The 22,971-nt window shown below is 34.3% G+C and carries 19 protein-coding genes; 10 read left to right on the top strand and 9 right to left on the bottom strand.

What is annotated here, in order from left to right; all coding sequences use genetic code 11:
• Positions 1-354: 354 nt before the first annotated feature.
• A complete protein-coding gene (locus tag KA900_RS09455) occupies positions 355-477 on the bottom strand; it encodes a type I toxin-antitoxin system Fst family toxin (RefSeq protein ID WP_369970495.1) in 123 nt (40 codons plus the stop codon).
• Between the two features lie 448 nt (positions 478-925).
• A complete protein-coding gene (locus tag KA900_RS09450) occupies positions 926-1,138 on the bottom strand; it encodes a hypothetical protein (protein WP_103372913.1) in 213 nt (70 codons plus the stop codon).
• A gap of 192 nt (positions 1,139-1,330) precedes the next feature.
• On the opposite strand from KA900_RS09450, the gene KA900_RS09445 reads away from it, so the two are divergent.
• The 5 genes from KA900_RS09445 (at position 1,331) to KA900_RS09425 (ending at position 7,240) form a co-directional block, all read left to right on the top strand.
• The gene (locus KA900_RS09445; protein ID WP_096811027.1) at positions 1,331-1,525 is read left to right on the top strand and encodes a hypothetical protein; all 195 of its coding nucleotides are present in this window, start codon (positions 1,331-1,333) and stop codon (positions 1,523-1,525) included.
• Positions 1,526-2,477: 952 nt separating this feature from the next.
• Positions 2,478-3,773 (top strand): uracil/xanthine transporter, encoded by a 1,296-nt coding sequence (locus tag KA900_RS09440; protein WP_103372914.1) that lies wholly within the window; start codon positions 2,478-2,480, stop codon positions 3,771-3,773.
• A 64-nt stretch (positions 3,774-3,837) separates the two neighbouring features.
• Positions 3,838-5,451, top strand: coding sequence for a gamma-glutamyltransferase (gene ggt / locus KA900_RS09435; RefSeq protein WP_210139492.1), 1,614 nt, complete (start codon positions 3,838-3,840; stop codon positions 5,449-5,451).
• A gap of 13 nt (positions 5,452-5,464) precedes the next feature.
• Entirely contained in the window at positions 5,465-6,637 is a 1,173-nt protein-coding gene (locus tag KA900_RS09430; protein ID WP_107643829.1) for a cupin domain-containing protein, read from the top strand.
• Positions 6,638-6,934: 297 nt separating this feature from the next.
• Positions 6,935-7,240, top strand: a complete 306-nt coding sequence (locus tag KA900_RS09425) for a hypothetical protein (protein ID WP_096811022.1) — start codon at positions 6,935-6,937, stop codon at positions 7,238-7,240.
• 143 nt (positions 7,241-7,383) lie between these two features.
• On the opposite strand, the gene KA900_RS09420 is transcribed toward KA900_RS09425, so the two are convergent.
• Complete coding sequence (locus KA900_RS09420; RefSeq protein WP_103372917.1) at positions 7,384-7,803, bottom strand: YxeA family protein; 420 nt, start codon at positions 7,801-7,803, stop codon at positions 7,384-7,386.
• 347 nt (positions 7,804-8,150) lie between these two features.
• On the opposite strand from KA900_RS09420, the gene cspD reads away from it, so the two are divergent.
• Entirely contained in the window at positions 8,151-8,351 is a 201-nt protein-coding gene (cspD, locus tag KA900_RS09415) for a cold-shock protein CspD (RefSeq protein ID WP_019469926.1), read from the top strand.
• 154 nt (positions 8,352-8,505) lie between these two features.
• On the opposite strand, the gene KA900_RS09410 is transcribed toward cspD, so the two are convergent.
• The 3 genes from KA900_RS09410 to KA900_RS09400 all read right to left on the bottom strand — a co-directional run bounded on the left by KA900_RS09410 (position 8,506) and on the right by KA900_RS09400 (position 13,721).
• Entirely contained in the window at positions 8,506-9,678 is a 1,173-nt protein-coding gene (locus KA900_RS09410) for an MFS transporter (protein WP_210139490.1), read from the bottom strand.
• Between the two features lie 379 nt (positions 9,679-10,057).
• Positions 10,058-11,491 (bottom strand): MDR family MFS transporter, encoded by a 1,434-nt coding sequence (locus tag KA900_RS09405; RefSeq protein ID WP_096823958.1) that lies wholly within the window; start codon positions 11,489-11,491, stop codon positions 10,058-10,060.
• A 610-nt stretch (positions 11,492-12,101) separates the two neighbouring features.
• Complete coding sequence (locus tag KA900_RS09400) at positions 12,102-13,721, bottom strand: PucR family transcriptional regulator (protein WP_096811018.1); 1,620 nt, start codon at positions 13,719-13,721, stop codon at positions 12,102-12,104.
• 301 nt (positions 13,722-14,022) lie between these two features.
• Between KA900_RS09400 and allW the strand changes: the two genes are divergently transcribed.
• From allW to KA900_RS09385, 3 genes are all read left to right on the top strand, one after another.
• Positions 14,023-15,513 (top strand): allantoin permease, encoded by a 1,491-nt coding sequence (gene allW, locus KA900_RS09395; protein WP_096811017.1) that lies wholly within the window; start codon positions 14,023-14,025, stop codon positions 15,511-15,513.
• The gene (gene allB, locus KA900_RS09390) at positions 15,503-16,864 is read left to right on the top strand and encodes an allantoinase AllB (protein WP_115342438.1); all 1,362 of its coding nucleotides are present in this window, start codon (positions 15,503-15,505) and stop codon (positions 16,862-16,864) included. The genes allW and allB overlap by 11 nt, the downstream gene beginning before the upstream one ends.
• A gap of 267 nt (positions 16,865-17,131) precedes the next feature.
• On the top strand, positions 17,132-18,478 hold the full coding sequence (locus KA900_RS09385) for an alanine/glycine:cation symporter family protein (RefSeq protein WP_096811015.1): 1,347 nt from the start codon (positions 17,132-17,134) through the stop codon (positions 18,476-18,478).
• A gap of 132 nt (positions 18,479-18,610) precedes the next feature.
• Here KA900_RS09385 and KA900_RS09380 read toward each other — a convergent pair whose 3' ends face one another.
• From KA900_RS09380 to KA900_RS09370, 3 genes are all read right to left on the bottom strand, one after another.
• Complete coding sequence (locus KA900_RS09380; RefSeq protein ID WP_210139488.1) at positions 18,611-19,198, bottom strand: histidine phosphatase family protein; 588 nt, start codon at positions 19,196-19,198, stop codon at positions 18,611-18,613.
• 178 nt (positions 19,199-19,376) lie between these two features.
• Complete coding sequence (locus tag KA900_RS09375; protein ID WP_096811013.1) at positions 19,377-20,627, bottom strand: M20 family metallo-hydrolase; 1,251 nt, start codon at positions 20,625-20,627, stop codon at positions 19,377-19,379.
• Between the two features lie 23 nt (positions 20,628-20,650).
• On the bottom strand, positions 20,651-21,469 hold the full coding sequence (locus tag KA900_RS09370) for an alpha/beta hydrolase (RefSeq protein ID WP_096811012.1): 819 nt from the start codon (positions 21,467-21,469) through the stop codon (positions 20,651-20,653).
• A gap of 173 nt (positions 21,470-21,642) precedes the next feature.
• Between KA900_RS09370 and allC the strand changes: the two genes are divergently transcribed.
• Complete coding sequence (gene allC / locus KA900_RS09365; RefSeq protein WP_096811011.1) at positions 21,643-22,875, top strand: allantoate deiminase; 1,233 nt, start codon at positions 21,643-21,645, stop codon at positions 22,873-22,875.
• Positions 22,876-22,971: the final 96 nt, after the last annotated feature.

Genomic DNA, 22,971 nt, shown 5'->3' with positions numbered 1-22,971 from the left:
GTGCACAGTTTAAACCTAAAACTAATTACCTTAAACCATAACAAAATGTAAAGATTTAGCATAGTACTATTATTTTTGAAGGTATCATGAATAGCTTTCGAATTTTTGACCAAATCATTGGACTAGGGGTTTTTAATTTTTGTTATTAAATCGCTATTTTAATAGGTGTCTGACAAGAGGAAATACAGTCATTATTTATTGTGAATAATATCTTAAAGTGATTTGTATCGTTAACATAGAGAAGTAAACGTCAAAAAACGAGATGGTATAGTTGTAAAAAAGAGATATGATGATGGAATGCTATACCATTTTGCGTTCACCAGCCCCATCACGCGGTGCGATAGTGAGGGGTTTTTAGGTGTTGACTGATAAAGCCACCTGTTTTTCCTTCTTGTTGTGATTGCACACCCAATGCGTAAAATATGAAACGATACAACCGCTAATTGTTGTGATAATGATATGAACAAAGATGTTCATCAGCATAGCACCTCATCTCTACGTCAATTTGACGCCTGAGAGATAAGCTATTTCATTATTATACTGTCTTTAAATGAGAAAAATATTCCGTTTTTGATAAATGGGTTTGTACTCCATTTTTCTTTCTGTAAAACTAACTGATTTTAGTGATAGAAATAGAATGAACCACTTCCATAAAAACCAACTTGAGCAGGTCATAAATATTTAAAATTTAGGGGATAGCTAAATACGAATGAAGTATTTTCAAAAATATAAAGCGCTAGAAAAAGTATTTTTCCGGATATATTGTATTGAGAAAATAGTTTGCTCAGATAGAAAAATCCTGCTTTATTTAAAAGGTAAAGCATCAAACATTAACTTAGTATAAATATAAATAAAAGTAAATCTGCCACTAAATATCTTTACTCATTAACGTGCAAATAACTATACACTCAATTTTACTTACAAATTAGAAAATAGACATCTTCACTAATAATATATAAAACCCTATAGCCATGATGGCATATAAACACCACATAAAGCGAAATTGTTTACCATTCATAGGTGCTGCGTCTTCAGTTCTCGACTTTTTAATCAGCTTATTTTGTAATAGTATAGTTGAATTTGAAGCTGATACATAAACGAAAACAATACCGAAAAGTACGAGTAGCAATGGGTCCATATTAATCCTCCAATACCATTAAATTAAGGTGAAATATTTATAAAGTTTAAAACATTTAGCATTCATTTTAAAATAACATAGATAGTGTTCAATTATAATAAATATTTAAATTAATATTTATAACGTATTTGTTTTTAAAAAATATTATGGTAACATATGGGTTGAATTAAATGACACGCAGGGGGGTACATCATGGGTTTAGTACTATGGATTATCGTTTTAATTGTGAATTTTGTGGAAGCTTTGTATTTGTTAGTTCAGTACATTAGATTGAAAATGCGTAACGCACCAGACCAAGCGTATAAAGACTTAGTAAGTTCACCACTGTGGTTGCTCTCATTAATTATTTCAATTATATTATTTATCATTGGAAATATATTAAGCTAAAAATAAATGAGGGGTGACGAGATGGGATATTATTTTACGGGAAATAAAGTAATCATATATTTATTAACTTTAGTCTTATTACAAAAAATTATTTTTAGCGTATTTGGTATTCAAGGATTTTCCATAATAAGTTATGTCATACATATTTTACTGATCTCACTAGGGTTAGTTATCATTGGTATCTATTCGATTTTTAGAAAACTTGATCATTAGCCTACAGATTTCGCGCTCATTTTGTTATAAGAATGATACTTTATTAATATAACGCAATGTGGAGGTCTAACATGAAATTATCATCTATATGAATCAGTATCATGACGGGATGAATTATGTTTTTAGTAATCTTTTACACGGGTAACCAAGATTTATTAACCTCAAGCATAGTAGGCGTTGTAGGTTTAATTGGAAACATACTGATAGGAATTGATGTCAAAAAGAGATTGTAGTTATTAACATTCTAAAAATGGCAAACTTGGGGCTAGGACAAATGGTAAACTGTACACAGTCAAGCTCGGACAACTAAATAATTAAAATAACTTAACGGTCGCATTCATAGCTAAGCTATGGATTCGGCCATTTTTAATGTTATTCGATTAGTATTATAAAAATAGATATGATTAGTTAATTCAATTACTGCGTGTTCATAATTTTTAAAGATAAAATTCTTTTTACCTTTATAGGTTTCACTTTTCAGTGACTACTTTAAAGGGGGCATACCATGGATGTCTCAGACTTATATTTTTGTGGAAAGTAAATAAATATTAAAGGTGCGATATCATGCTTTCTTTTAACCTTATTTATCATTTTAGATGCGTGAGATTGACATTTAATTTTCGAAATAAGACGTTAGTTTGATTACTATCATTTTTATTACATTTGTTTATTAAAGCAAACTAGTCATGTTTTGAAAAATTGTAATACGTCAATATCTAAATCAAAGGGGGAGATTGGGATGGATAAAAATCTGAAAGATAAAACAAATTGGCTAGGGGGATTGCAATGGTTTTTCTTCATCTTTGCAAACATTGTAATCATACCTCTAACGATTGGAGAAGCATTCCATTTAAGCCAAGATAAAGTAGTCGCTACATTACAATATTCATTTGTGATTACTGGGATTGCTTGTTTGTTTCAAGCATTTTTTGGACATCGCAGAGCAATTATGGAAGGCCAATCCGGTCTATGGTGGGGGATTATTTTAACGCTAGTAACCACATCTGCTGCTCAAGGTATATCATTACAAGAATTGGGCGGTAGTTTAGCTGTGGGCATTTTTATTTCTTCAATTATTACCATGCTCATTGGATTAACTGGCCTTGGCCCGATGATTGCAAAATGGTTTAATTCTGGGGTCATGGGAACGTTTATGTTACTTTTTGGATTTACATTAATTAATATCTTTTTGAAAGGTATGCTTGGACTCCCATTTGGGAACCAAACTTCTAAAATTGATTTACCTATTGCGTTACTTTCATTTATTATCGCGATTATCGTAATTATTTTTAATATTAAAGCTTCAGCAAACATTCGTAGTTATGGCCTTTTAATAGGTATTATAATAGGCTGGATTGCCTTTGTACTTATTTTTGGTACAAATAAAAACATGGGTAGTGCATCATTTAGCTTTACATGGTTCCCTTTAGGTCATCCTACGTTTAATTTGGGCATTATTACGACTGCGGTGATAACAGGTTTGTTGAACTTAGCAAATACATTTGGTGCTTTGAAAGGTACTGATGATATGTACGAGAAAGAAACGACACGTAAACAATATCGCCATTCTATTACAATTAGTGGTTTTTTTACTGGTATCGCCGGGTTCTTAGGTGTTGTGCCTTATGCACCGTTTGTATCCTCAATCGGGTTTTTAAAACAAACACAAATTATTACTAAGTTGCCATTTATTATTGGAAGTATCATCTTTTTATTAATTGGTTTGATCCCTCCTATAGGCGAATTTTTCTCAACAATCCCGTTGAGTATAGGTAGTGCAGTATTATTTGTTGCATATTTACAATTACTTAATTCTTCATTTGATTTCTTTAAAAAATTAAAATTTAACTCACTTAATATTTACCGTGCAGCGATTCCAGTGTTCGTTGGGACTGTAGTTATGATATTACCTCCAGAGACGTTTTCATCTATTCCAAGTATTATTCGTCCGATATTAAGTAACGGCTTATTAGTCGGTATTATTTTATCTTTATTACTAGAAAATATAATTCAATGGGATAATATAAAAGAATAAAATGTTTTGAAAATTTTTAAAACGGATAGATATAAAATAGGTTCTTTATAAGGGGATGAGGAATATGGATAATATGATTGATCCACGTATTGGGCAACCATTTGTTTCCAAAAACGCAGCTGTTGCATCGCCTAATAATTTAGCAACGGTAGCAGGAAACAAAATTATGCAACAAGGTGGAAACGCAATTGATGCTATGGTGGCGGTGAATGCCACATTAGGTGTCGTGTTCCCGCATATGACTGGAGCTGGGGGAGATGCTTTTTGGCTCATTTACGATGCTAAGACTCAGCAACAATACGTTTTAAATGCTAGTGGACATTCAGTCAATGATGTAGATATTGAGCATTATCAACAGCAAGATTTTATTGATAATAGAGGGGTCAACGCAGCAATTACAGTACCTGGCGCAGTTGATGGTTGGTATGAAGCGCATAAACGATTCGGTAAATTATCATTTGCTGAATGTTTAGCACCAGCAATAGAATATGCTAGAGACGGATTTCCTGTGAGTGAGTCATTCGCACAATTTTCAGACGAAAAATTAAATATTTTAAGAAGATACGACGAAACTTCTAAAATATTTTTAAAAGACCAGGTATCTCCTTATTTGGAAGGAGATATTTTTTATAATCGTGATTTAGCAAATACACTTGAAGAAATAGCTGAAAAAGGTAGTAAAGCATTTTATCAAGGAGATATTGCAGATAAAATCGTGAATTATATGGAGAAAGAGAAAGGTTATATTACGCGAAATGATTTACTCAAACATCAATCACAATGGGAAGACCCGCTATTTATTAACTACAATGGTAAAACTGTAAGCTCGTTACCACCGAACTCAGATGGCATGGCTACACTTCAAATTTTAGGCATGCTTGATAACATTGCCAACGAAGAATTAGATAAAAGTAGCGAAGATTTTATCAATTGGTTTACTCGAGCAACCGTACTTGCTTTTGAAGACCGTAATGCTTACCTCACGGATCCAGACTTCAAGGATGTGCCCACTGATAAACTCCTAGATGCACAATATATCTCAGAACGCGCAGAAAGATTACAACAAGAATCTAAGCAAAAACCACCAGAAGAAGAAATTAATAGTGAAGGGGACACCACATTTAGTTGCGCTGCGGATAGCGAAGGCAATGTAGTTGGCGTCATCCAAAGTATATATTGGGAATGGGGTTCTGGTATTGTTCCAGAAGGCACAGGTTTCTTGCTTCAAAATAGAGGCGCCTTTTTCTCACTTGATAAAAATTCACCCAACCAATTAGAAGCCAATAAACGGCCTGGTCATACATTAACCTGTTCTATGGTTGAGGGCGATGACGGTCCTGAATTGATTGTAGGGGCTATGGGTGGTGATGGGCAGCCTCAAACCCAAGCGACTTTAATTCGTAGAGTAATCGTTGAAAGTAGAAATATTCAAGAAGCGATTGATCAACCACGATGGTTATTAGGTAGGACTTGGGGAGAAAAACATAATGGATTAAGACTTGAGGGCAGATTTGATAAAAGCCTTATTCAAAAACTAGAAAAATTAGGCCACGCTCATGTCACCTTGATTGATAGTTATAGTGATTTAGTTGGCCATGCACAAGGTATTCAAATATTTAAAGACCATTTTGAATCTGGGGCAGACCCACGTTCACATGGTTTAGCATTAGGATATTAAGGGGGATTTTAGTATGAATAAAAATATAAATCATAACTCAACACCACATCCAATAAGAGGAGACAAAGGTGCAACAGACGAAGGACCAAGAAATATCGAAAGAGATCTTCAAAATCCAGATATGATCGTACCTCCAGCAACAGACGGCGGCACACTAGATAATATGAAATTTTCATATTCTGATACACATGTACGTATAGAGCACGGCGGTTGGTCTCGTGAAGTGACTGAACGTGAATTGCCTATTTCTAAACAAGTTGCTGGTGTTAACATGCGTTTGACACCTGGTGGCGTGCGTGAAATGCATTGGCACAAAGAAGCGGAATGGGCGTTTGTAATCAATGGCGATGTGCGTGTAACTTCAGTGGACCAAGATGGTAAAGTTTGGATTGATATCGTGCATGAAAATGAACTTTGGTATTTCCCAGCAGGCATCCCACATGCATTAAAAGGCATGGAAAATGGCGCTGAATTTATTCTAGTATTTGATAACGGAAGTTTTTCTGAAAATAGTACATTTTCAATTACAGATTGGTTCTCGTCTACACCCAATGATGTTTTAGCGAGCAATTTTGGTGTGTCATCAGAAACATTCGAAGATTTTCCACAAGGTGAAGCATACATCTATCAAGGTGAATTGCCAAGTAAGGCAGAGGAAGAAGCGATTTTGAATAAAGTTGAAAAATCTCCTAATCCATTTACCTTTAAACTAAAAGATGTAGAATCTGTTAAAACTTCTGGTGGAGAAGTTTGGATTGCAGATTCAAATAATTTTAAAGCATCAAAAACTGTAGCTGGCGCTTTAGTTGAAGTAGAACCAGGTGGCATTAGAGAAATGCACTGGCATCCTAATGCTTCAGAATGGCAGTACTATATCCAAGGTGAAGCAAAAATGACTGTCTTTGCTGCTGAAAGCCACGCGCGAACGTTTAATTATCAATCAGGAGATGTAGGCTATGTGCCATTTGCGATGGGCCATTATGTCCAAAATACGGGAGATACAACGTTGCGTTTCTTAGAAATGTTTAAAGACGATCACTTTGCCGATGTATCATTAAATCAATGGATGGCTAATACGCCTAAAGATTTACTGAAAGAACATCTACCTTTAGACGATGACTTTATCGAAAATAACTTGAGCCATGACAAACACCCTAATGTAAAATTCGATAAACAAGATGAATAAATTGGATGTCTAAATAGCGTTTTAGACCTCTAGCCTTCATGACTTAAGAGCGGTGTAAGCAATCAAATCTGAACTTTGTGTTTCTATCCCGCTCTTTTTGATTACTGATATTTAAATTAAAAAATTAAATTAGTGAGCATAACGTTTAAATCTTAAATTTGGGGTAAAATTGTAATATGTAACTTTTATATTTGGTGAGATAGGTTTGTATTTTACTGGAGCCATCTAAAATATAAATGTATAGAATGACCAATAAAGATTAAAAGTGAGGTAACAATTGACGGGGGGGGTATAACAATGGTTAATGCTTATAATAAAGAGATTAAAATAGACAGAACAGATGAAATTCGCTCAGACGAAATTTCTAAAATGATAGAAGAAGGCGGACTTGGCGCTGATCAGTATTATGTTATCGATAAGCATCAAGCAGGTCACAAAAAATTGGTGGAGAATATCGATCAATTTCGTGAAGAATTAACGCAAATGGGCAATGATGAATTAGTAGACGTATTGATTATTAACACACAGGAAAATACAAGTTCAAAGTATAGCCAAGCATTGATGATTATTAAACATGAAATTGTTAAGAGAATGAACACATAAAAGATGGAAACATAAAAATAACCCCACACTATTAATATTAGCGTGGGGGTTATTTTATGCATAAAATATTGATGTTAATCTGATTGAGTGGAAAGAAAACAATAAGTTGTTTTTAAATTTAGAATACAGCAAGGTTTGTGACATCACTGCTGGAGTTTATTAAGTGCCTTTTTAGGCACGTCGTGTTTAGGGATTTCTTCATAACTTTGTACGTGGCCAAGTTTAGCTTCTAACTTCAAGTAATGATTGGTTTTTAATGGTCTGTCATCAAAAGAATTGAAATCCATTGATTGTTTATTGCCTTTTGTATTATATCCATTCTGTTTATAATTATATGTGGTTATTCTTTCTCCATCGTCCATTTTTCTATGCGTAACTTTAGATGGTTTTTGCGTTTTTACATAATAATCCTCGTTTTGAATCAGTGGATTTAATTTTGCGAAATCTACTACACTGGCATTATCTGAATTTTTCTCTGCATAAACTTTCCAAACAAAAAGGCCAACAAAGATAATTACAATTATAATAATAATACTCATCAGTGTTTTTAAAGGTTTATTCATATCTATTACCTCCTAAAAAGTGGTTAATTATAATGTAAAATTTATTTTCTTATTTTTCTATAATTTGAAGTAACAAAATAAGCATTTCATATAACAATTTTGTCATTCTGCTTTTGGTTATGAAAATGAATATATCATTATCAACTTATTGTTTTAATAAAAAAACAAGTGCAAAACTTACCTATTTACAAATAAGGGTATACAAAAGCTAGAGTATTCGTTATAATAGGAATTAAGTAATTTAGTTCGTGAAATTGATTTGTAGTTTTATTCTTTTGAATTTACTCCTTTTGATTTTTTAGACAGATTACAAATATTCGTGCAAAAGCACATGGAGGATTTTTATTATGAATAACGGTACAGTTAAATGGTTTAACTCAGAAAAAGGTTTTGGTTTTATCGAAGTTGAAGGTGGAAACGACGTGTTCGTACACTTCTCAGCAATCAACCAAGACGGCTACAAATCATTAGAAGAAGGACAAGCTGTTGAATTCGAAATCGTTGAAGGCGACCGCGGACCTCAAGCAGCTAACGTTATCAAATTATAATAACGCATAAAAAAGACGGGCATCGCTCGTCTTTTTTTATTTGTCTTAAATTAACTTTTAGGCACATTATCATGATTTGAACTATAAAGAAAAAGATGACTATATTACGGAACACTTCGTAATAAGTCACCTTTATGGGTGCGAAGATATGAAATCAGCTTGTGAGTTGTGATTTCTGGTTCGCATCTATTTTTTTGTTTCTAATAATAATGAATATAACATTGATTATACTGGCTAAAATACCAATTATTAATACATAATTTGATCCTAATCCTGTAATAAATAAACCACCTATAAAAGTACCTACAGTAGTACCAAAGTTGACAGCAGATAAATAGATACCGTTAGACAAATCAGGCGCATCAGGTGCGGACGAAGTAACCACGTATTGGGTAACGTTAGCAGAGATACCGGCCAGTGTTCCCCAAGCAATCGAAATAATCATCATTGGTATTAAGAACGAACCTAAACCAAACATAATAATATAAATGACGATAAGTGCAAAAGGTAATGCTAGTATTGCTTTTTTAGGTATACTTGAAAGTAATTTACCAGCAATGATATTACCGATTATATTGGATGCACCATAAAGGAATAATATAATTGAAACAAAATCACCTGATGCTTGCGTTACGATATTTAAAAAGTCTGTAAAGTAACTATAAACGCCAAATACAGCAGCGTTAAAAAGCGTGGATACTAGTATTGAAATCCATGTTAATGGACGTTTTAAAACACGTAATTGCGTACCATAAGTGATTGATGCTTTAGCAGGCATTTTTGGAACATAAATAAGTGTTAAAACAAGTACAGCAATATTAACAATAGCAAAGAATAATAGCGCAATTTGTAGGTTGAATTGTGTTGCTAAAAAGTTAACAATCGGCACCCCTACAACCATACCTGCTGAAACGCCGATGAATACACGGGCTACTGCTTTTGGTGCGTTTTCCGGTTTAACAGAATCAGAAGCTACTGAAAAAGCGAGTGAGATATAAACGGGATGGAAAATCGCTGGTATAATTCTTACGATTAATAAAACAGCAAAGCTCGTTGTAAACACAGAAACTAAGTTACTGATAACGAATATAACTAATACAATAATCATGACTTTCTTGCGTTCTACTTTAGATAATAACAATGGCATGATCGGGCCGGATATGGCAATACCTATTGCAAATATTGAAACTAACCAACCTGCAGTAGAGGTAGTAACATCAAACTGACTAGCAATTTGGGGTATTAAACCGATAAAACCCATCTCAGTATTTAATATACCAAAAACACCTATTGTTAGGATGAATATAATGAATTTGTTATTTTTCAAATCGATACGCTCCTAATTTAATAATTAATTATAGTGTAAAATTGATTTTTAGTTATAACAAATACTTATTGTTTATTTCTAGTTATTCACTATACGAATAACTATTTTTATAAATATTGGAAAGAGAAATTAATATATCAAGTAGTTTGAATATGTAGTTGTCGCTCTATATTTTGGGTTTAAGTCACGCTTAGAAAGATTTTTAGAAAGTTTTGAATTATAAATGTAATCAAGCAAATTGAAAAAGGACTAAACACTGTTAAATCAATGCTTAGTCCTTTTCGTCGGTTCTATTTTTACAAGAATACAATTCTTGAAATTTTCTTTTTCTATGGATTGCGTCCTTCGTTTTTATTATTTTGTTATAAATCCTTTAATATTATATTTCACGTGTATTTTCTGCTTTATTTTTCGTTTTTATAAGTAACGTTAAAATAAAGCCGATGATTAATAATATCGTAGTGAATGCAAATGCTGCATCAACACCTAGTACAGTCGCTTGTTGAGCAATATCGGTTTTTGTCTGACCTGGGCTAGGTGAATAATTAGTACGTACAATCGCCATAATGGTAATCATAATGGCAGTACCTATCGCGCCTGCAATAATTCTTAAAGAGTTCATAATAGCAGTGCCGTGCGAAATATTCTTACTTTCTAGTGCATTAATGCCAATTGTATTAAGTGGCATAATAATGAGTGCTACAGCAAACATACGCACCGCATAAATGACAATAATGTACCAATAAGGTGTTTCTGAAGTTAAGAAACAATGGAGTATCGTCATAATAATTAACAGTATAAAACCAGGGATGGCTAATACTTTTAGTCCATATTTATCATATATTTTACCTGTGTAAACCGACATAAAGGCGTTGACTACTGCGCCAGGTAAAATAACGAGTCCTGAGAGTATTGCAGAGAGTCCGAGTCCAGATTGTACATAGATTGGAATTAATAACGCTGGACCAACAATACCAATAAATAACACCATTGAAGCAAATGATGATAGTGAAAATGTACGGTTTGCAAATACGCGCATATTTAATAGTGGATTATCAATTCTAATTTGTCTTGTGACGAAAACTGCAACAATTAGGATACCTACGATAAGTGAGATAATCACGATTGGTGATGAAAATCCTAAATTTCCTGCACTACTAAAGCCGTAAAGCATTAAACCGAAACCGAGTGTTGAATACACAACAGAAGTTTTATCCAACTGTGTATGTTTTGTTTCGTTGTTACTTTCCACAAAAATTGCACCTACAATGAATGCAATGATAGCAATGAGCGCTACTACTATAAATGGTGCTCTCCAACTAAATGTATCGATTAGGAAACCAGTTAAAGTCGGACCGATTGCGGGTGCTGATTGAGCGACGATACCAGTTAGTCCCATTGCAAATCCACGTTTTTCAGCTGGAAATAGCGTGAATACAGTGAACTGCATGAGTGGTAATAGTATACCTGCACCAATAGCTTGGATTACACGTGCAAACATAAGTAATGCAAATGTAGGCGACAGTGCTGCTATGATAGAACCGACTAGGAATGCACTCATAGAAAAGATATAGAGTGGTCTCGTGTGGAAACGATCCATTAGAAAGGCTGTTAATGGAATCATAATACCATTAACTAACATAAATCCTGTTATTAACCATTGAGCAGTGGTATCAGTTATCTTTAATCCCGTGATAATGGCTGGCAATGCCGTGTTAAGTAATGTTTGGTTTAACATTGCTACAAAGGCACTGCTGAGCATAACTAATATAATGGTATTTCTCTTTTTGTTAGATATAACATTCTCCGACATTATAAATACATCTCCTTTTTATAACATCCCATCGATAAATTTTAATCACTTTAAGTTAGCAAAGCAAACCATTCGGTTTAAAAAACTAATGTTTTTTAAAAATTATTTTCACGAAAATAATATGCAAATAAAATAGGTCGGAATCTGTTATCTTTTTTATATTATGAATAATAAAATAGTTACGTTGGAAGAGATAGAAAAATTTACTTAAACAAGATGCGTCAATATATAAATAATGAAGTAGATAAGTTACAAATGAAGCTTTTACGGCGTGTTTGTTTAGGGGATCGTGCCAAGCCATCACTCCATATCTTGTTTTCAAATAGGTTAAAAAGCCGCTTTTTAATTTATTGAGAGAATTGCACTTATGTGTGAGTTTAGTTTTCCAATTATTTAACTTGGACGTTTTTTATATAAAAAAAGAGACCCGTTTGGGTCTCTGATCGCTTTATAAGCGCTAAAGCGGCTGTGTCATTTTATCTAAGCGTAACTTTACCTAATTGATACAACATACGCTTTTTGAACCTGTGTGGCTTCTGTTATGCTCTGCTTGCGTTACAATATATTGAAACCGTGTCAGTTTCTAGTTCGTCTTCATTATGTTGAAACGTTAATCAAAGTGAATCATTTCTGATACATATAACGCGATACGTATATTTAATGAATGGACAGGATCTTCAATATTAGTACCAATCATATTACTACATTTATTAATTCTATATTTTACAGTATTTCTGTGAATAAATATTTTATCTGCTGTTTTCGTAATATCACATTGATTATCCATATAAACTTTTAGCGTTTGTTTTAATTCCACATCTTTCTTTGTTTTTGGATAACTCAACGGTCCAAGCGTATGTTTAACGAATGGTAATAACTTTTCTTGTGGAATCAATTGTAGTAGCTCTTGAATATCTTTGGAATGATATTGTGAGATAAATGCTTTTGTGCCGCTAGGTAATTCATTTTCAAAGGCTTCATTAGCTTCGAAAAATGAAGAAGGCAACTGTGAAAATTCTGTCACTTCATTTCCGATACCAAATGAAATGCTATCGTCAAAATATTCACTGTAACTTTTTTGGATTTTTTTAAGGTATTCATAGTAATATTCATGGCGATTTTGTAATAATACCGCAAACCGATCATTACTAGGTAATTTATAAACACTAATATAAGAATCGATATCCGTTAATTTATGCTTTAACCAAAGGAAGGTGAGGTGATGACGTTCATTCAAATAGTAGCTATTTTCTAAATTATTTTTTTCATCTATACCACAAATGATAATTTGATAATAATCAGAAGGATAAATATAGTACTGTCTTAATAATTCAGAATGCTTTTTAATAGAAAGCGTTTGATCATTTTGATTATTGACTAATGATTCGAAAAATCGATTGATATCATTTTCTTCCGCTTCTTGAATCTTTGTATTTTTGTACAAAGCAAAACTCAACACACTGACAACTTGTTCGATGGTTAATAAACTAAATGGATAAGATAATTTATTAACTTGAGAAACCATTAAATAATATGGGAAATAAGTGTAACCTAATACTTTAAAAATGACATGATCTCTATTTTCGAAGACTAAATTGTTCTTGTCATATGTGAGTGCATCTTGGTAGTGGTTCATGAAATATTTGATATGTTCAGTCATTAAAGCATTGCCTTGTCTATAATGACGGCTATACGCTTCAGGCGCTTTGAAAGGATCAAATAAAATAATCGGTACGCCAAGTAATTTACTCATGCGATCGATCATTGTATCGATACTAAAGCCCTTGATTAATAATTGATTTAATTCTTGTTGTACCTGTAAAGCATAATTCAGTTTACCTGTTTCAGAATCTGATATAAATGAAGAAATTTCATGCGTGATTTCACCTAGATTCCAACTTTCAGGAATTTCAATTAATGGAAACTCGATTGAATCAGCGAAATCTATGACATCTTGATTGATTTCATGTAAAAATCTTGAAACTTTAATACCTAATCCAGCTGTGTGGATATCATTTAAGTCTTTAATTAATTTTTTTAAGTTATCCTGATTATCTTGAAATAATACGCCTGTCGTTAGAATAAAAGAATTACTCGATGTGAAATGTTTGATATCATTATTTTCAGTGATGTCTAAATTGGTTACTTCTGCTGATAAATCTCCGTTGTTATTGATTAATTTTAAACCTTTAAATTGGGGAACGGATAAAATTTCATTTAGGGTAGTCATCATAATGTCCTCCGTTTCGAATTAACACTAACATAACGCATGCTAATGTGTATAAATATATATAATGATTCAATCTATCTATAGCAAAGAATTTTGTCGATTTGTGATAATGATTGTTCAAAATGTTCAAAAAATATAATTTATAAAATTAATTATACACATATTTTGTTCGATTCCTATAATTTTATCAAATAGAAATGTCATTACTAACAAAGAAAAACGCTTACATTCATACTACACTTATAACTGAAGATTATACATCTAGTTATTAGCTTATTAAAGCAAAGGAGATATAAAGAGAATGGGAAGACAGGCGAATGATGCGGCATTAACAGAATCGGTTTTCAAAGAACGCGGTTATAATGAAGACATAATGCCAAAGACATCAGCACAAAGAAATAACTCCGCATTTAACTTTTTTACACTATGGATGGGGGCTGTTCATAATATACCTAACTACACTGCTGTTGGGGGATTCTTATTACTAGGATTGTCACCATTACAAGTCATATTTGCATTAATATTGAGTTCATTTGTTATTGCTTTATTACTGGTTGGGAACGGCTATGCGGGTTCAAAATACGGCATCCCTTTTGCTATGCAATTACGTCATACATACGGTGATGTAGGCGCTAAGTTACCTGGTATCTTACGTGGTGTTGTAGCGGGTATCGCTTGGTTTGGTTTGCAAACGTTTGCTGGATCACAAGCACTATTAATTCTATTAAATAAAATATTCCCAGGCTTTGCTGATATTGGACAAGGTATATCAATCCTTGGTATCTCTGTTCCAGGACTTATCGCATTTCTAATATTTTGGGCTATTAGTTTCGCAATTGGCTTTGGCGGTGGGGATATTTTAAATAAATTCACTGCTATTTTAAATCCACTCATTTACATTGTATTTGGTGGTATGGCTATCTGGGGTGTTATGGCTGCAGGTGGCGTTGGCAATATTTTAGATTATGAAATTTCTACAAAATCAAGTGGTATTATTTACCCAGCAATTTTATCATTTATTTTAATTTTCAACTCATTATTAGGTGTATGGGCAGGCCCTGGTTCAAGCGTGTCTGACTTTACCCAAAACGCAAAATCTACTAAGACACAAGTTGTTGGGCAAATCTCAGGTATCGTAGTTGCACATATTTTATTTGCAATTGCGAGTGTGTTCATCATTATTGGTGGCTCAATTTATCTAGGTCATCAAGAATGGAATATATTAACGATTATTAATGAATGGGATAACTTCTGGGCCATTCTGATATCAACTGGCGTATTATTGATGACTACTATTTCAACTAATGCGACAAGTAATATCATCCCGGCAGCATATCAACTCAGCGCACTTTTACCAAAATGGATCAACTATCGCCGTGGTGTAGTTATCGCCTCAGTCTTGAGTGTTGTAATTATGCCATGGAAGATGATGGAAGAAGAAGACAGTATTTTCTTATTCCTAAATGCGATTGGTGCTATACTAGGTCCAGTAGCAGGTGTTATGATTGTGCATTTCTATATTGTGTCTAAATGTCACATTGATATAGATAAGTTGTATTTTGATTTGAAAGATAAAAACCACGACATACCACGTATTAATGTTTCTGCGTACATCGGAACGGTTGTTGGTGTAGTTGTTTCATTACTAGGCTTCTTACCAGCATTTACTGTGATATCAGACTTTTCATGGTTTATAGGCTTTATCATAGCCGGTGGTGTTTACTTAATTTTACATTATGTATTCCACGCAGATAAGAGAAAAAAAGGAGGAGTAGATTATAATGAAATATGATTTAATTATTAAAAATGGCTTGGTTATTTTAGAAGATGGGGAGCAACAAGTTGAAGTCGGCGTTAAAGACGGTAAAATTGCTGCTATTGGACAAGAATTAGGAGAAGCTGAACAAGTCATCGACGCACAAAATCAAATCGTTTCACCTGGCATGGTAGACGCACATGTGCATATTACTGAACCAGGCGGTGGATACCGTGATGGATGGGAAGGTTATGTGACAGGAACAAACGCAGCTGCTAAAGGTGGCGTAACTTCATTTGTTGAAATGCCATTAAACCAAGTTCCAGCTACAACAGACAAAGCATCTATCCAAGCTAAATTTGATGCAGGTAAAGATGAATTATCAGTTGATGTTGCAAGCTATGGTGGTCTCGTGCCGTATAACTTAAACGGCGGTATTCAAGAACTAGATGAAGCTGGTGTAGTTGCTTATAAAGCATTCTTAGCTACTTGTGGTGATCGTTCTATTGAAGGCGACTTTGAAAATGTTGACGATTATTCATTATACGAAGGTATGAAACAAATTGCTAAGACTGGAAAAATCTTATCAATCCATTCTGAAAATGCTACAATCACTGATCGCTTAGGTGAAATTGCCAAAGCAAATGGTGAAACTACATTAAGTGCTTATGTAGATAGTCGCCCAGTATTTACAGAAGTTGAACCTATTCGTAAAATTATCTTATTCGCTAAAGAAACAGGTTGTCGTGTGCATATCGTACATGTTGCTTGTGAAGAAGGCGTAGACGAAATTATTAAAGCACAACAAGAAGGTGTAGACATCACTTGTGAGACATGTACACATTATTTATATTTCTACAAAGAAGAATTAGATGAAATTGGTCCAGTTGTTAAATGTTCTCCACCAATCCGTGAACAATCACGTTTAGAAGGTATGTGGAACCGTGTATTAAATGGTGATATTAGCTTTGTAACTTCTGACCATTCACCATGTACACCAGATTTAAAAGATACTGACAATGCATTTGAAGCATGGGGCGGTATTGCTGGATTACAAAATAACGTAGACATCTTATTTGACGAAGGTGTCCAAAAACGTCAAATGTCATTACAAAAATTTGCTGATATTATCGCAACAGCACCTGCAAAACGTTTTGGTTTAGATACAAAAGGAAGCATTGCAGTAGGTAAAGATGCTGACTTCGTATTCATTAAACCTAATGCATCATATACGTTACAAGCTGAAGACTTAGCTTACCGTAACAAAATGAGCCCGTATATCGGCCGTGAAATTGGTGCTCAAGTTACACAAACTATTTTAAGAGGTCAAGCAATTTATAGCAAAGAAGCGGGTATTTCAGATAAACGTATTGGACGTTTTATCTAAGTATCATTTGACTTACCATAAATTTTAAAATAATAAATTTGAATCCCTTTCAAAGTTTTTCGCTTTGAAAGGGATTTTTCTATTTTCATAAAGTGTGAAGTTAGTTTGATTACTTAGCTCTAGGGAATAACATGACATATTATAGTTTTATAATAGAACATTTGAACACTTGATAATAAGTAGTGTGTACTTAAATTTATCGAAACAACACAAGTATATAAAATAACTAAAAGCATAAGATAATTAGAATTAAAGGGGCTGTAATCATTGGAAAAATTAGTGTCATTTTCGGATTGGCTTTGGGGGTATCCACTCGTTTTATTGCTTTTATTTGCGAGTGTGTTTTTAACCATTAATTTAAAATTTCTTCAATTTCGACATTTTTTTTATATGTTAAAGCAAACATTTGGTAGCGTTAATCAAAAACCTAAAGGGGAGGGGACCATCACGCCTCGCCAAGCATTAACTTCGGCCTTATCTTCTACTGTAGGTGCAGCCAATATTGTAGGGGTGCCTACTGCAATTATGATGGGAGGCCCTGGCGCAGTTTTTTGGATGATGGTTATTGCTTTTTTAGGTATGGCTTTAAAATTTAGCGAGAATGTCTTAGGGGTACATTATCGTGAAAAAAATAAAAAGGGTGAGTTTGTAGGTGGGCCAACCTATTATATGAAAAAGGGATTTAAAAATAAGAAGCTAGGTGCGATATTTTCTCTAGTATTTGCATTTGCATTAATGATTGAAATTGTTCCAAGTATCATGGTTCAAGGCCATTCTGCAGCGAGTACAATGCATGACACTTTCAATATACATATGGGTGTTTCAGGCGTTGTATTAGCAATACTTGCAGCCTTAGTAGTATTTGGCGGTGTGAAACGTATCGCTTCTTTCGCTGAAAAAATTGTGCCAATTATGGTCGGGCTTTATTGTTTTTTTGGATTTTTAATCATTTTGATGAACATTGGTCACGTGCCTAATGTTATTTTATTAGTCGTAGAACAGGCATTTAACCCAACGGCTGCTGTAGGAGGAACATTTGGTGCGGCGTTAGCGACTACAATTCGCTGGGGATTCGCCCGAGGTATTTATTCTAATGAAGCAGGGCTTGGCACATCATCGATTGCCCATGCGGCCGCTAAAACAGACCATCCGGTTCGACAAGCATTTTGGGGGATTAGTGAAATAGTCGTGGACACTTTACTCATTTGTAGTACAACTGCATTTGTGGTTTTGGTTTCAGGGGTTTGGAAAGCGAACGATGCCAAAGCGCAGTCTGCAGCACTAACCGCAAGAGCGTTTGAAAATTCATTTGGTGAATTTGGTAGCATGATGGTGTCTATTTCAATGATGTTCTTCGTATTCTCAACTGTTATTGTTGTCATTTTTTATGGATCAAGAATGGCGGAATTCTTATTTGGGCTCACAGCTGGGTGGATTATGAAGGGGATATACGTGCTCTCTATGATTGTAGGAGCATTAGGCGCAGCACAACAATTGTGGGACTTGCTTGACTTGGCGCTTGCTGTTGTACTGATCCCAAACGTCATAGCCGTACTTATGTTATCGCCAAAAGTAAAGTCATTAACTACAGATTTCTTTAAAAATTATAAGTAAATTTTAAGATTTAATCTAAAAAGTACCAAATCTCGCATACAGCGTTACTACCAAGTGAAACGTCGTGCTTCACTTTTAAGGTAGGTTAAACATGTATGTAAGGTATGGTAATTTTATGGATAAACGCCTGTGTTAGCTATTTGGGTGTTGCGTCGGTAAATGGTCAACGATATTATAATCTAGAATATTGGTTTGATTATTATTTATTTCTAACGCACTGAAACTACCGTTTATGAGTTTAGTTATCCCTGGGCTTATTTTTCCATTTGAAAAGTAATGAAAAATTGCTTTGATAAAAGCGCCGTGAGAAATGATTAAAATATTTTGATTAGCGTGGTCTTCATGCACAGTACGCATACCGTTTAAAAAACGGTCCGTAATCATTGACTCAGTTTCTTTGTTTGGATAATTGCGATCAGGAAATTGTAAGGCGCGTTCGTGTTGCGTAAGACCTTCTGCGTCACCAAAGGCAACTTCTATAAAAGAAGCCATTTCATAAAGTGGAATATCTAATTTTTGCTGGATAATTTGACCGGTTTCTTTGGCTCTTAGTAAGGGACTTGTAATAATAAGATCCCATTCATTTGGGGTTAAGCACTCGCCACATGCTTGTGCTTGTAATATACCCGATTCATTTAGTGGGATGTTAGTACGACCTTGTAATTTGCCAGCAATATTCCAATCTGTTTCGCCGTGTCTGATAAAACATATTTTTGTCATTATAATTCAACCTTTATTATGTGTTTTAGAGTGATGTGTGCCCTATACAGCTTGGCACTTTTTTCAATCATAATATATCTATATTCAAATAATTTAAAATACGAGCTACCTCAGATGATCGGTGTTAGAGGTCACTCGTATCGTTTGCTATTGACTTCAATTGTAAAATTAAACGTCTTTATGCTTCTAATGTGGTATCGATTTTAGCTAATTCAATTGTCGTTTCAATCAGGACATTAATACCTTTTTCAATTTCTTTATCTGTTACAGATTCTTTTGGAGAATGACTGATGCCATTTTTACAAGGAATAAATATCATACTTGTTGGACAAATTGGTGCGAAATTCATTGCATCATGGCCAGCGCCACTGTACATATAACGATAATGATATCCCAATGTGTTACAACTTTGTTCAGAAATCTTTGCAATGGTTTGATTAAAACGACGTGGTTGGTCTTGTCCTAAATCTTCTAAGTCATAGCTTGTTTGTCGGTGATTTGTAATCGTATCGATATGCTGTTGCATTTCTTTGACGACGGTTTCGCGAACACCTTCGTCTTTACCACGTATGTCGATAAGCAGTGTAACCTCACCAGGGATAGCATTCATTGTATTTGGATAAACGCTTGCATATCCTACCGTTGTCACGATTCCTTTATCATGATATGCCCGACCTAAAGCTTCGATTTTTAAAATGATTTCGGAGGCGGTAGTTAGAGCATCGGTCCGCATTGGCATAGGCGTTGAACCTGAGTGACTTGTAACGCCTTGAATTTTTAATTTGAAGCGATGTGGTGCAGCAATATCCGTTACAATCCCAATATCTTTTTGATTATTTTCAAGAATAGGACCTTGTTCAATATGCAACTCTAAAAATGCTTTAATTTTATTTCTTTCAAATAGAGCCGCTTTGCCGTGCATATCTTGTGCTAAAGGGGCCACAATGTCATAGAGTACATGACCATCATTATCTTTAATCGATTTCATATCTTCTTTGGTCATCTTACCAGTAAGATATTTGCTACCTAATGTCGCTTCGTTGAAACGTGTAGATTCCTCACAAGCAAAAGCGATAATAATAATAGGATGGTCTGTTTCGATATGATGTTCATTTAAATGTTCGACCACTTCAAGAGCACCTAACACACCGAGTAGCCCGTCGTATTGTCCACCATCTTTTACGGTATCAATATGTGATCCTAAAACAACTGGCTTTAGAGAAGGGTTTTTACCTTCTCGGCGTGCAATAACATTTCCAAAGAAATCAAAATAAACATCGAGACCCGCTTTTTGACACAGCATTGAAAATCTTAACGCAGCAACACGTTCAGGATGACTGAAAGCAATTCGGTTAATACCGCCGTTGTTTGGATTTCGCGCAAAATTATTAAATGTTTGGAAGTTCTCTATTACATTTTGTAAGTTCATCGTTTGTCCCCTTCGCTAATCTATTAAATTTGATTTAAAAATTGTACAGCTTGTTTGTATAATGTTTTACTCATTGAACTAACTTCACGATCAAAATCATGATTATCTTGGTTTAAAGTTTCAAAATGACTATTTGCAACTAATTTATGCACATGTTCACTTTCACTATAAGGCACATCAGGGTCTCCTGTACAGTGTACAATAAAGGTAGGAGGGAAATTTTTCAATACTTGTGGTGGGATATTGTAAGCACTATGTGTAGAGGACTCAATTCCCAGATAAGCAAGCCATTTCGCTTGACCACGAACATATAAATAAATAGGATACCTTGTTTGTAATAGGCCTGACGTTAGTGGGTGTGCTTGTATAAGTTGATTCAATATTGCAGGCGTGATTTGAGTAGATAAATCTTGGTATTGTTTATTTGGTCTTAAAAATGAGGGTACATGTATACGAGCGTAACCATAAAAATCAATAATCCCATCTATTTTACGATGACGTGCGACCATCATTGCTAAATAAGCGCCAGCAGAGCGACCAAAGGTAAATAAAGGTAACGAAGGATAAAGCGATTTGAAATGATCATAATTGCTGAGTGCATCTTCAATAATCGTATTGATATTACTTTCTGGAGCAAGTCGATAAGATACTAACGCGACATGATAGGATTCAGTCAAAATTTCAATATAATCTTGTGGTAAGTCATTTGGTTGACCAAATATGAGCCCGCCGCCATGGAAATATATAATCACACCTTTGGGGTTTTTACTTTTCGTTTTTATTATGGTATATGGTAATTGAAAGCCATCGCTTGATTGACAAGTTGCTTCTACTTGAGTCAAATGGGTTAACCTCCTGTTAGATATATTTTGCTAAATATAGTATCTCAAATAAAAAATAAGGCGTATTTGTATAAATCGAATAAAAGTAAAGCATATTATTGTTAGAATTGTGAATGATAAGTGTAATGTAAACGCTTATAATTGTATATGAAATGAAAAAGGAGTTGAATTACATGGACATCCGATCTTCTTTTGAGGCTCTAGACAAAAAATTTACTGCGTTTGGCGGTTTGACTGGTGGCGGGATTACACGCTTACTTTATTCTAAAGAATGGTCAAATGCGGTTCACGCATTAAAAGAAACATTAGAAAAAGATGGATTTGAAACACAGTTCGATAGTGTCGGTAACTTAAAAGGACGTATTGAAGGTAGCAAATATCCTGAAGAAACAATTATGTCTGGTTCACATATTGACACAGTAGTTGAAGGTGGCCATTTAGATGGTCAATTCGGTGTGCTAGCAGCAGTTGTTGCTATGCAGTCATTGAAAGCAGAATATGGACAACCATTACGTTCATTAGAAATACTAGCGTTAGCTGAAGAGGAAGGCAGCCGTTTCCCATACGCTTTCTGGGGAAGTAAAAACTTCTTCAACTTAGCTGATAAAGCTGACGTAGACGCAATTGCTGATGGCGAAGGTGTCGCTTTCAAAGATGCGATGCGTGAATCTGGTTTTGATTATCGTACAGAAGATAATGATTATAACTATATTAAATCATTTATCGAAGTCCACATCGAACAAGGTAAAGTCTTAGAAAATGAAAAAAAATCAATTGGTGTCGTTAATGGTATCGTTGGTCAAAAACGTTATACAGTTAACTTAAAAGGTGAAGCAAACCATGCTGGTACTACACCGATGGGCTTGAGACAAGATGCAGTGGTGGCATTTAGTAAAATTGCTAACCAATTAACAGATCGTGCAAGAGAAATAGGTGACCCATTAGTTATTACATTTGGTCGCGTAGATCCAGTACCTAATACGGTTAACGTAGTGCCAGGAGAGGTCACTTTTTCAATCGATTGTCGTCACATTAACCAAGATGAACTCAATCAGTTTGCTGAAGAAATTGATACATGTATCAAACATGTATCTGAAGAAGAAGGCGTTCAATATGACATCGACTTATGGATGGATGAAGCACCAACGCTTATGGATGAAAGATTAGTTAATGAAATACAAAAAGCTGCTGAAACAGTAGTTGGTGAATCAGAGTGGAAGTTAATGTCTTCTGGTGCTGGGCACGATTCTCAAATTTTCGCTAAATATATACCAACTTCAATGTTGTTCGTACCATCAATTAATGGTGTGAGTCACAACGTTGAAGAAGAAACGAATGTTGAAGATTTAGTTAAAGGTATTGAAGTGTTAAAACAAGTATTATATCAACTTGCTTATCAAGCATAATATTTGGGAATAAGCAACTAGAACAACATCATTGAGCTATATAAATAAACATGGTTCAACAAACTTTTTATAGATAAAAGCACAAAAATTTTTAAT

The organism is Staphylococcus sp. GDY8P120P, from assembly GCF_017892065.1.
Classification (GTDB): Bacteria; Bacillota; Bacilli; order Staphylococcales; family Staphylococcaceae; genus Staphylococcus; species Staphylococcus nepalensis.
This window is presented reverse-complemented; position numbering and strand designations above follow the sequence as displayed.

What these genes read in the sequence shown, in the direction of transcription:
- KA900_RS09425 (WP_096811022.1), top strand. Translation starts at nt 6,935, where the DNA reads ATGGTTAATGCTTATAATAAAGAGATTAAAATAGACAGAACAGATGAA.
- KA900_RS09440 (WP_103372914.1), top strand. Translation starts at nt 2,478, where the DNA reads ATGGATAAAAATCTGAAAGATAAAACAAATTGGCTAGGGGGATTGCAA.
- allW (WP_096811017.1), top strand. Translation starts at nt 14,023, where the DNA reads ATGGGAAGACAGGCGAATGATGCGGCATTAACAGAATCGGTTTTCAAA.
- allB (WP_115342438.1), top strand. Translation starts at nt 15,503, where the DNA reads ATGAAATATGATTTAATTATTAAAAATGGCTTGGTTATTTTAGAAGAT.
- cspD (WP_019469926.1), top strand. Translation starts at nt 8,151, where the DNA reads ATGAATAACGGTACAGTTAAATGGTTTAACTCAGAAAAAGGTTTTGGT.
- allC (WP_096811011.1), top strand. Translation starts at nt 21,643, where the DNA reads ATGGACATCCGATCTTCTTTTGAGGCTCTAGACAAAAAATTTACTGCG.
- KA900_RS09380 (WP_210139488.1), bottom strand. Translation starts at nt 19,198, where the DNA reads ATGACAAAAATATGTTTTATCAGACACGGCGAAACAGATTGGAATATT.
- KA900_RS09420 (WP_103372917.1), bottom strand. Translation starts at nt 7,803, where the DNA reads ATGAATAAACCTTTAAAAACACTGATGAGTATTATTATTATAATTGTA.
- KA900_RS09445 (WP_096811027.1), top strand. Translation starts at nt 1,331, where the DNA reads ATGGGTTTAGTACTATGGATTATCGTTTTAATTGTGAATTTTGTGGAA.
- KA900_RS09450 (WP_103372913.1), bottom strand. Translation starts at nt 1,138, where the DNA reads ATGGACCCATTGCTACTCGTACTTTTCGGTATTGTTTTCGTTTATGTA.
- KA900_RS09375 (WP_096811013.1), bottom strand. Translation starts at nt 20,627, where the DNA reads ATGAACTTACAAAATGTAATAGAGAACTTCCAAACATTTAATAATTTT.
- KA900_RS09455 (WP_369970495.1), bottom strand. Translation starts at nt 477, where the DNA reads ATGAACATCTTTGTTCATATCATTATCACAACAATTAGCGGTTGTATC.
- KA900_RS09405 (WP_096823958.1), bottom strand. Translation starts at nt 11,491, where the DNA reads ATGTCGGAGAATGTTATATCTAACAAAAAGAGAAATACCATTATATTA.
- ggt (WP_210139492.1), top strand. Translation starts at nt 3,838, where the DNA reads ATGGATAATATGATTGATCCACGTATTGGGCAACCATTTGTTTCCAAA.
- KA900_RS09430 (WP_107643829.1), top strand. Translation starts at nt 5,465, where the DNA reads ATGAATAAAAATATAAATCATAACTCAACACCACATCCAATAAGAGGA.
- KA900_RS09400 (WP_096811018.1), bottom strand. Translation starts at nt 13,721, where the DNA reads ATGACTACCCTAAATGAAATTTTATCCGTTCCCCAATTTAAAGGTTTA.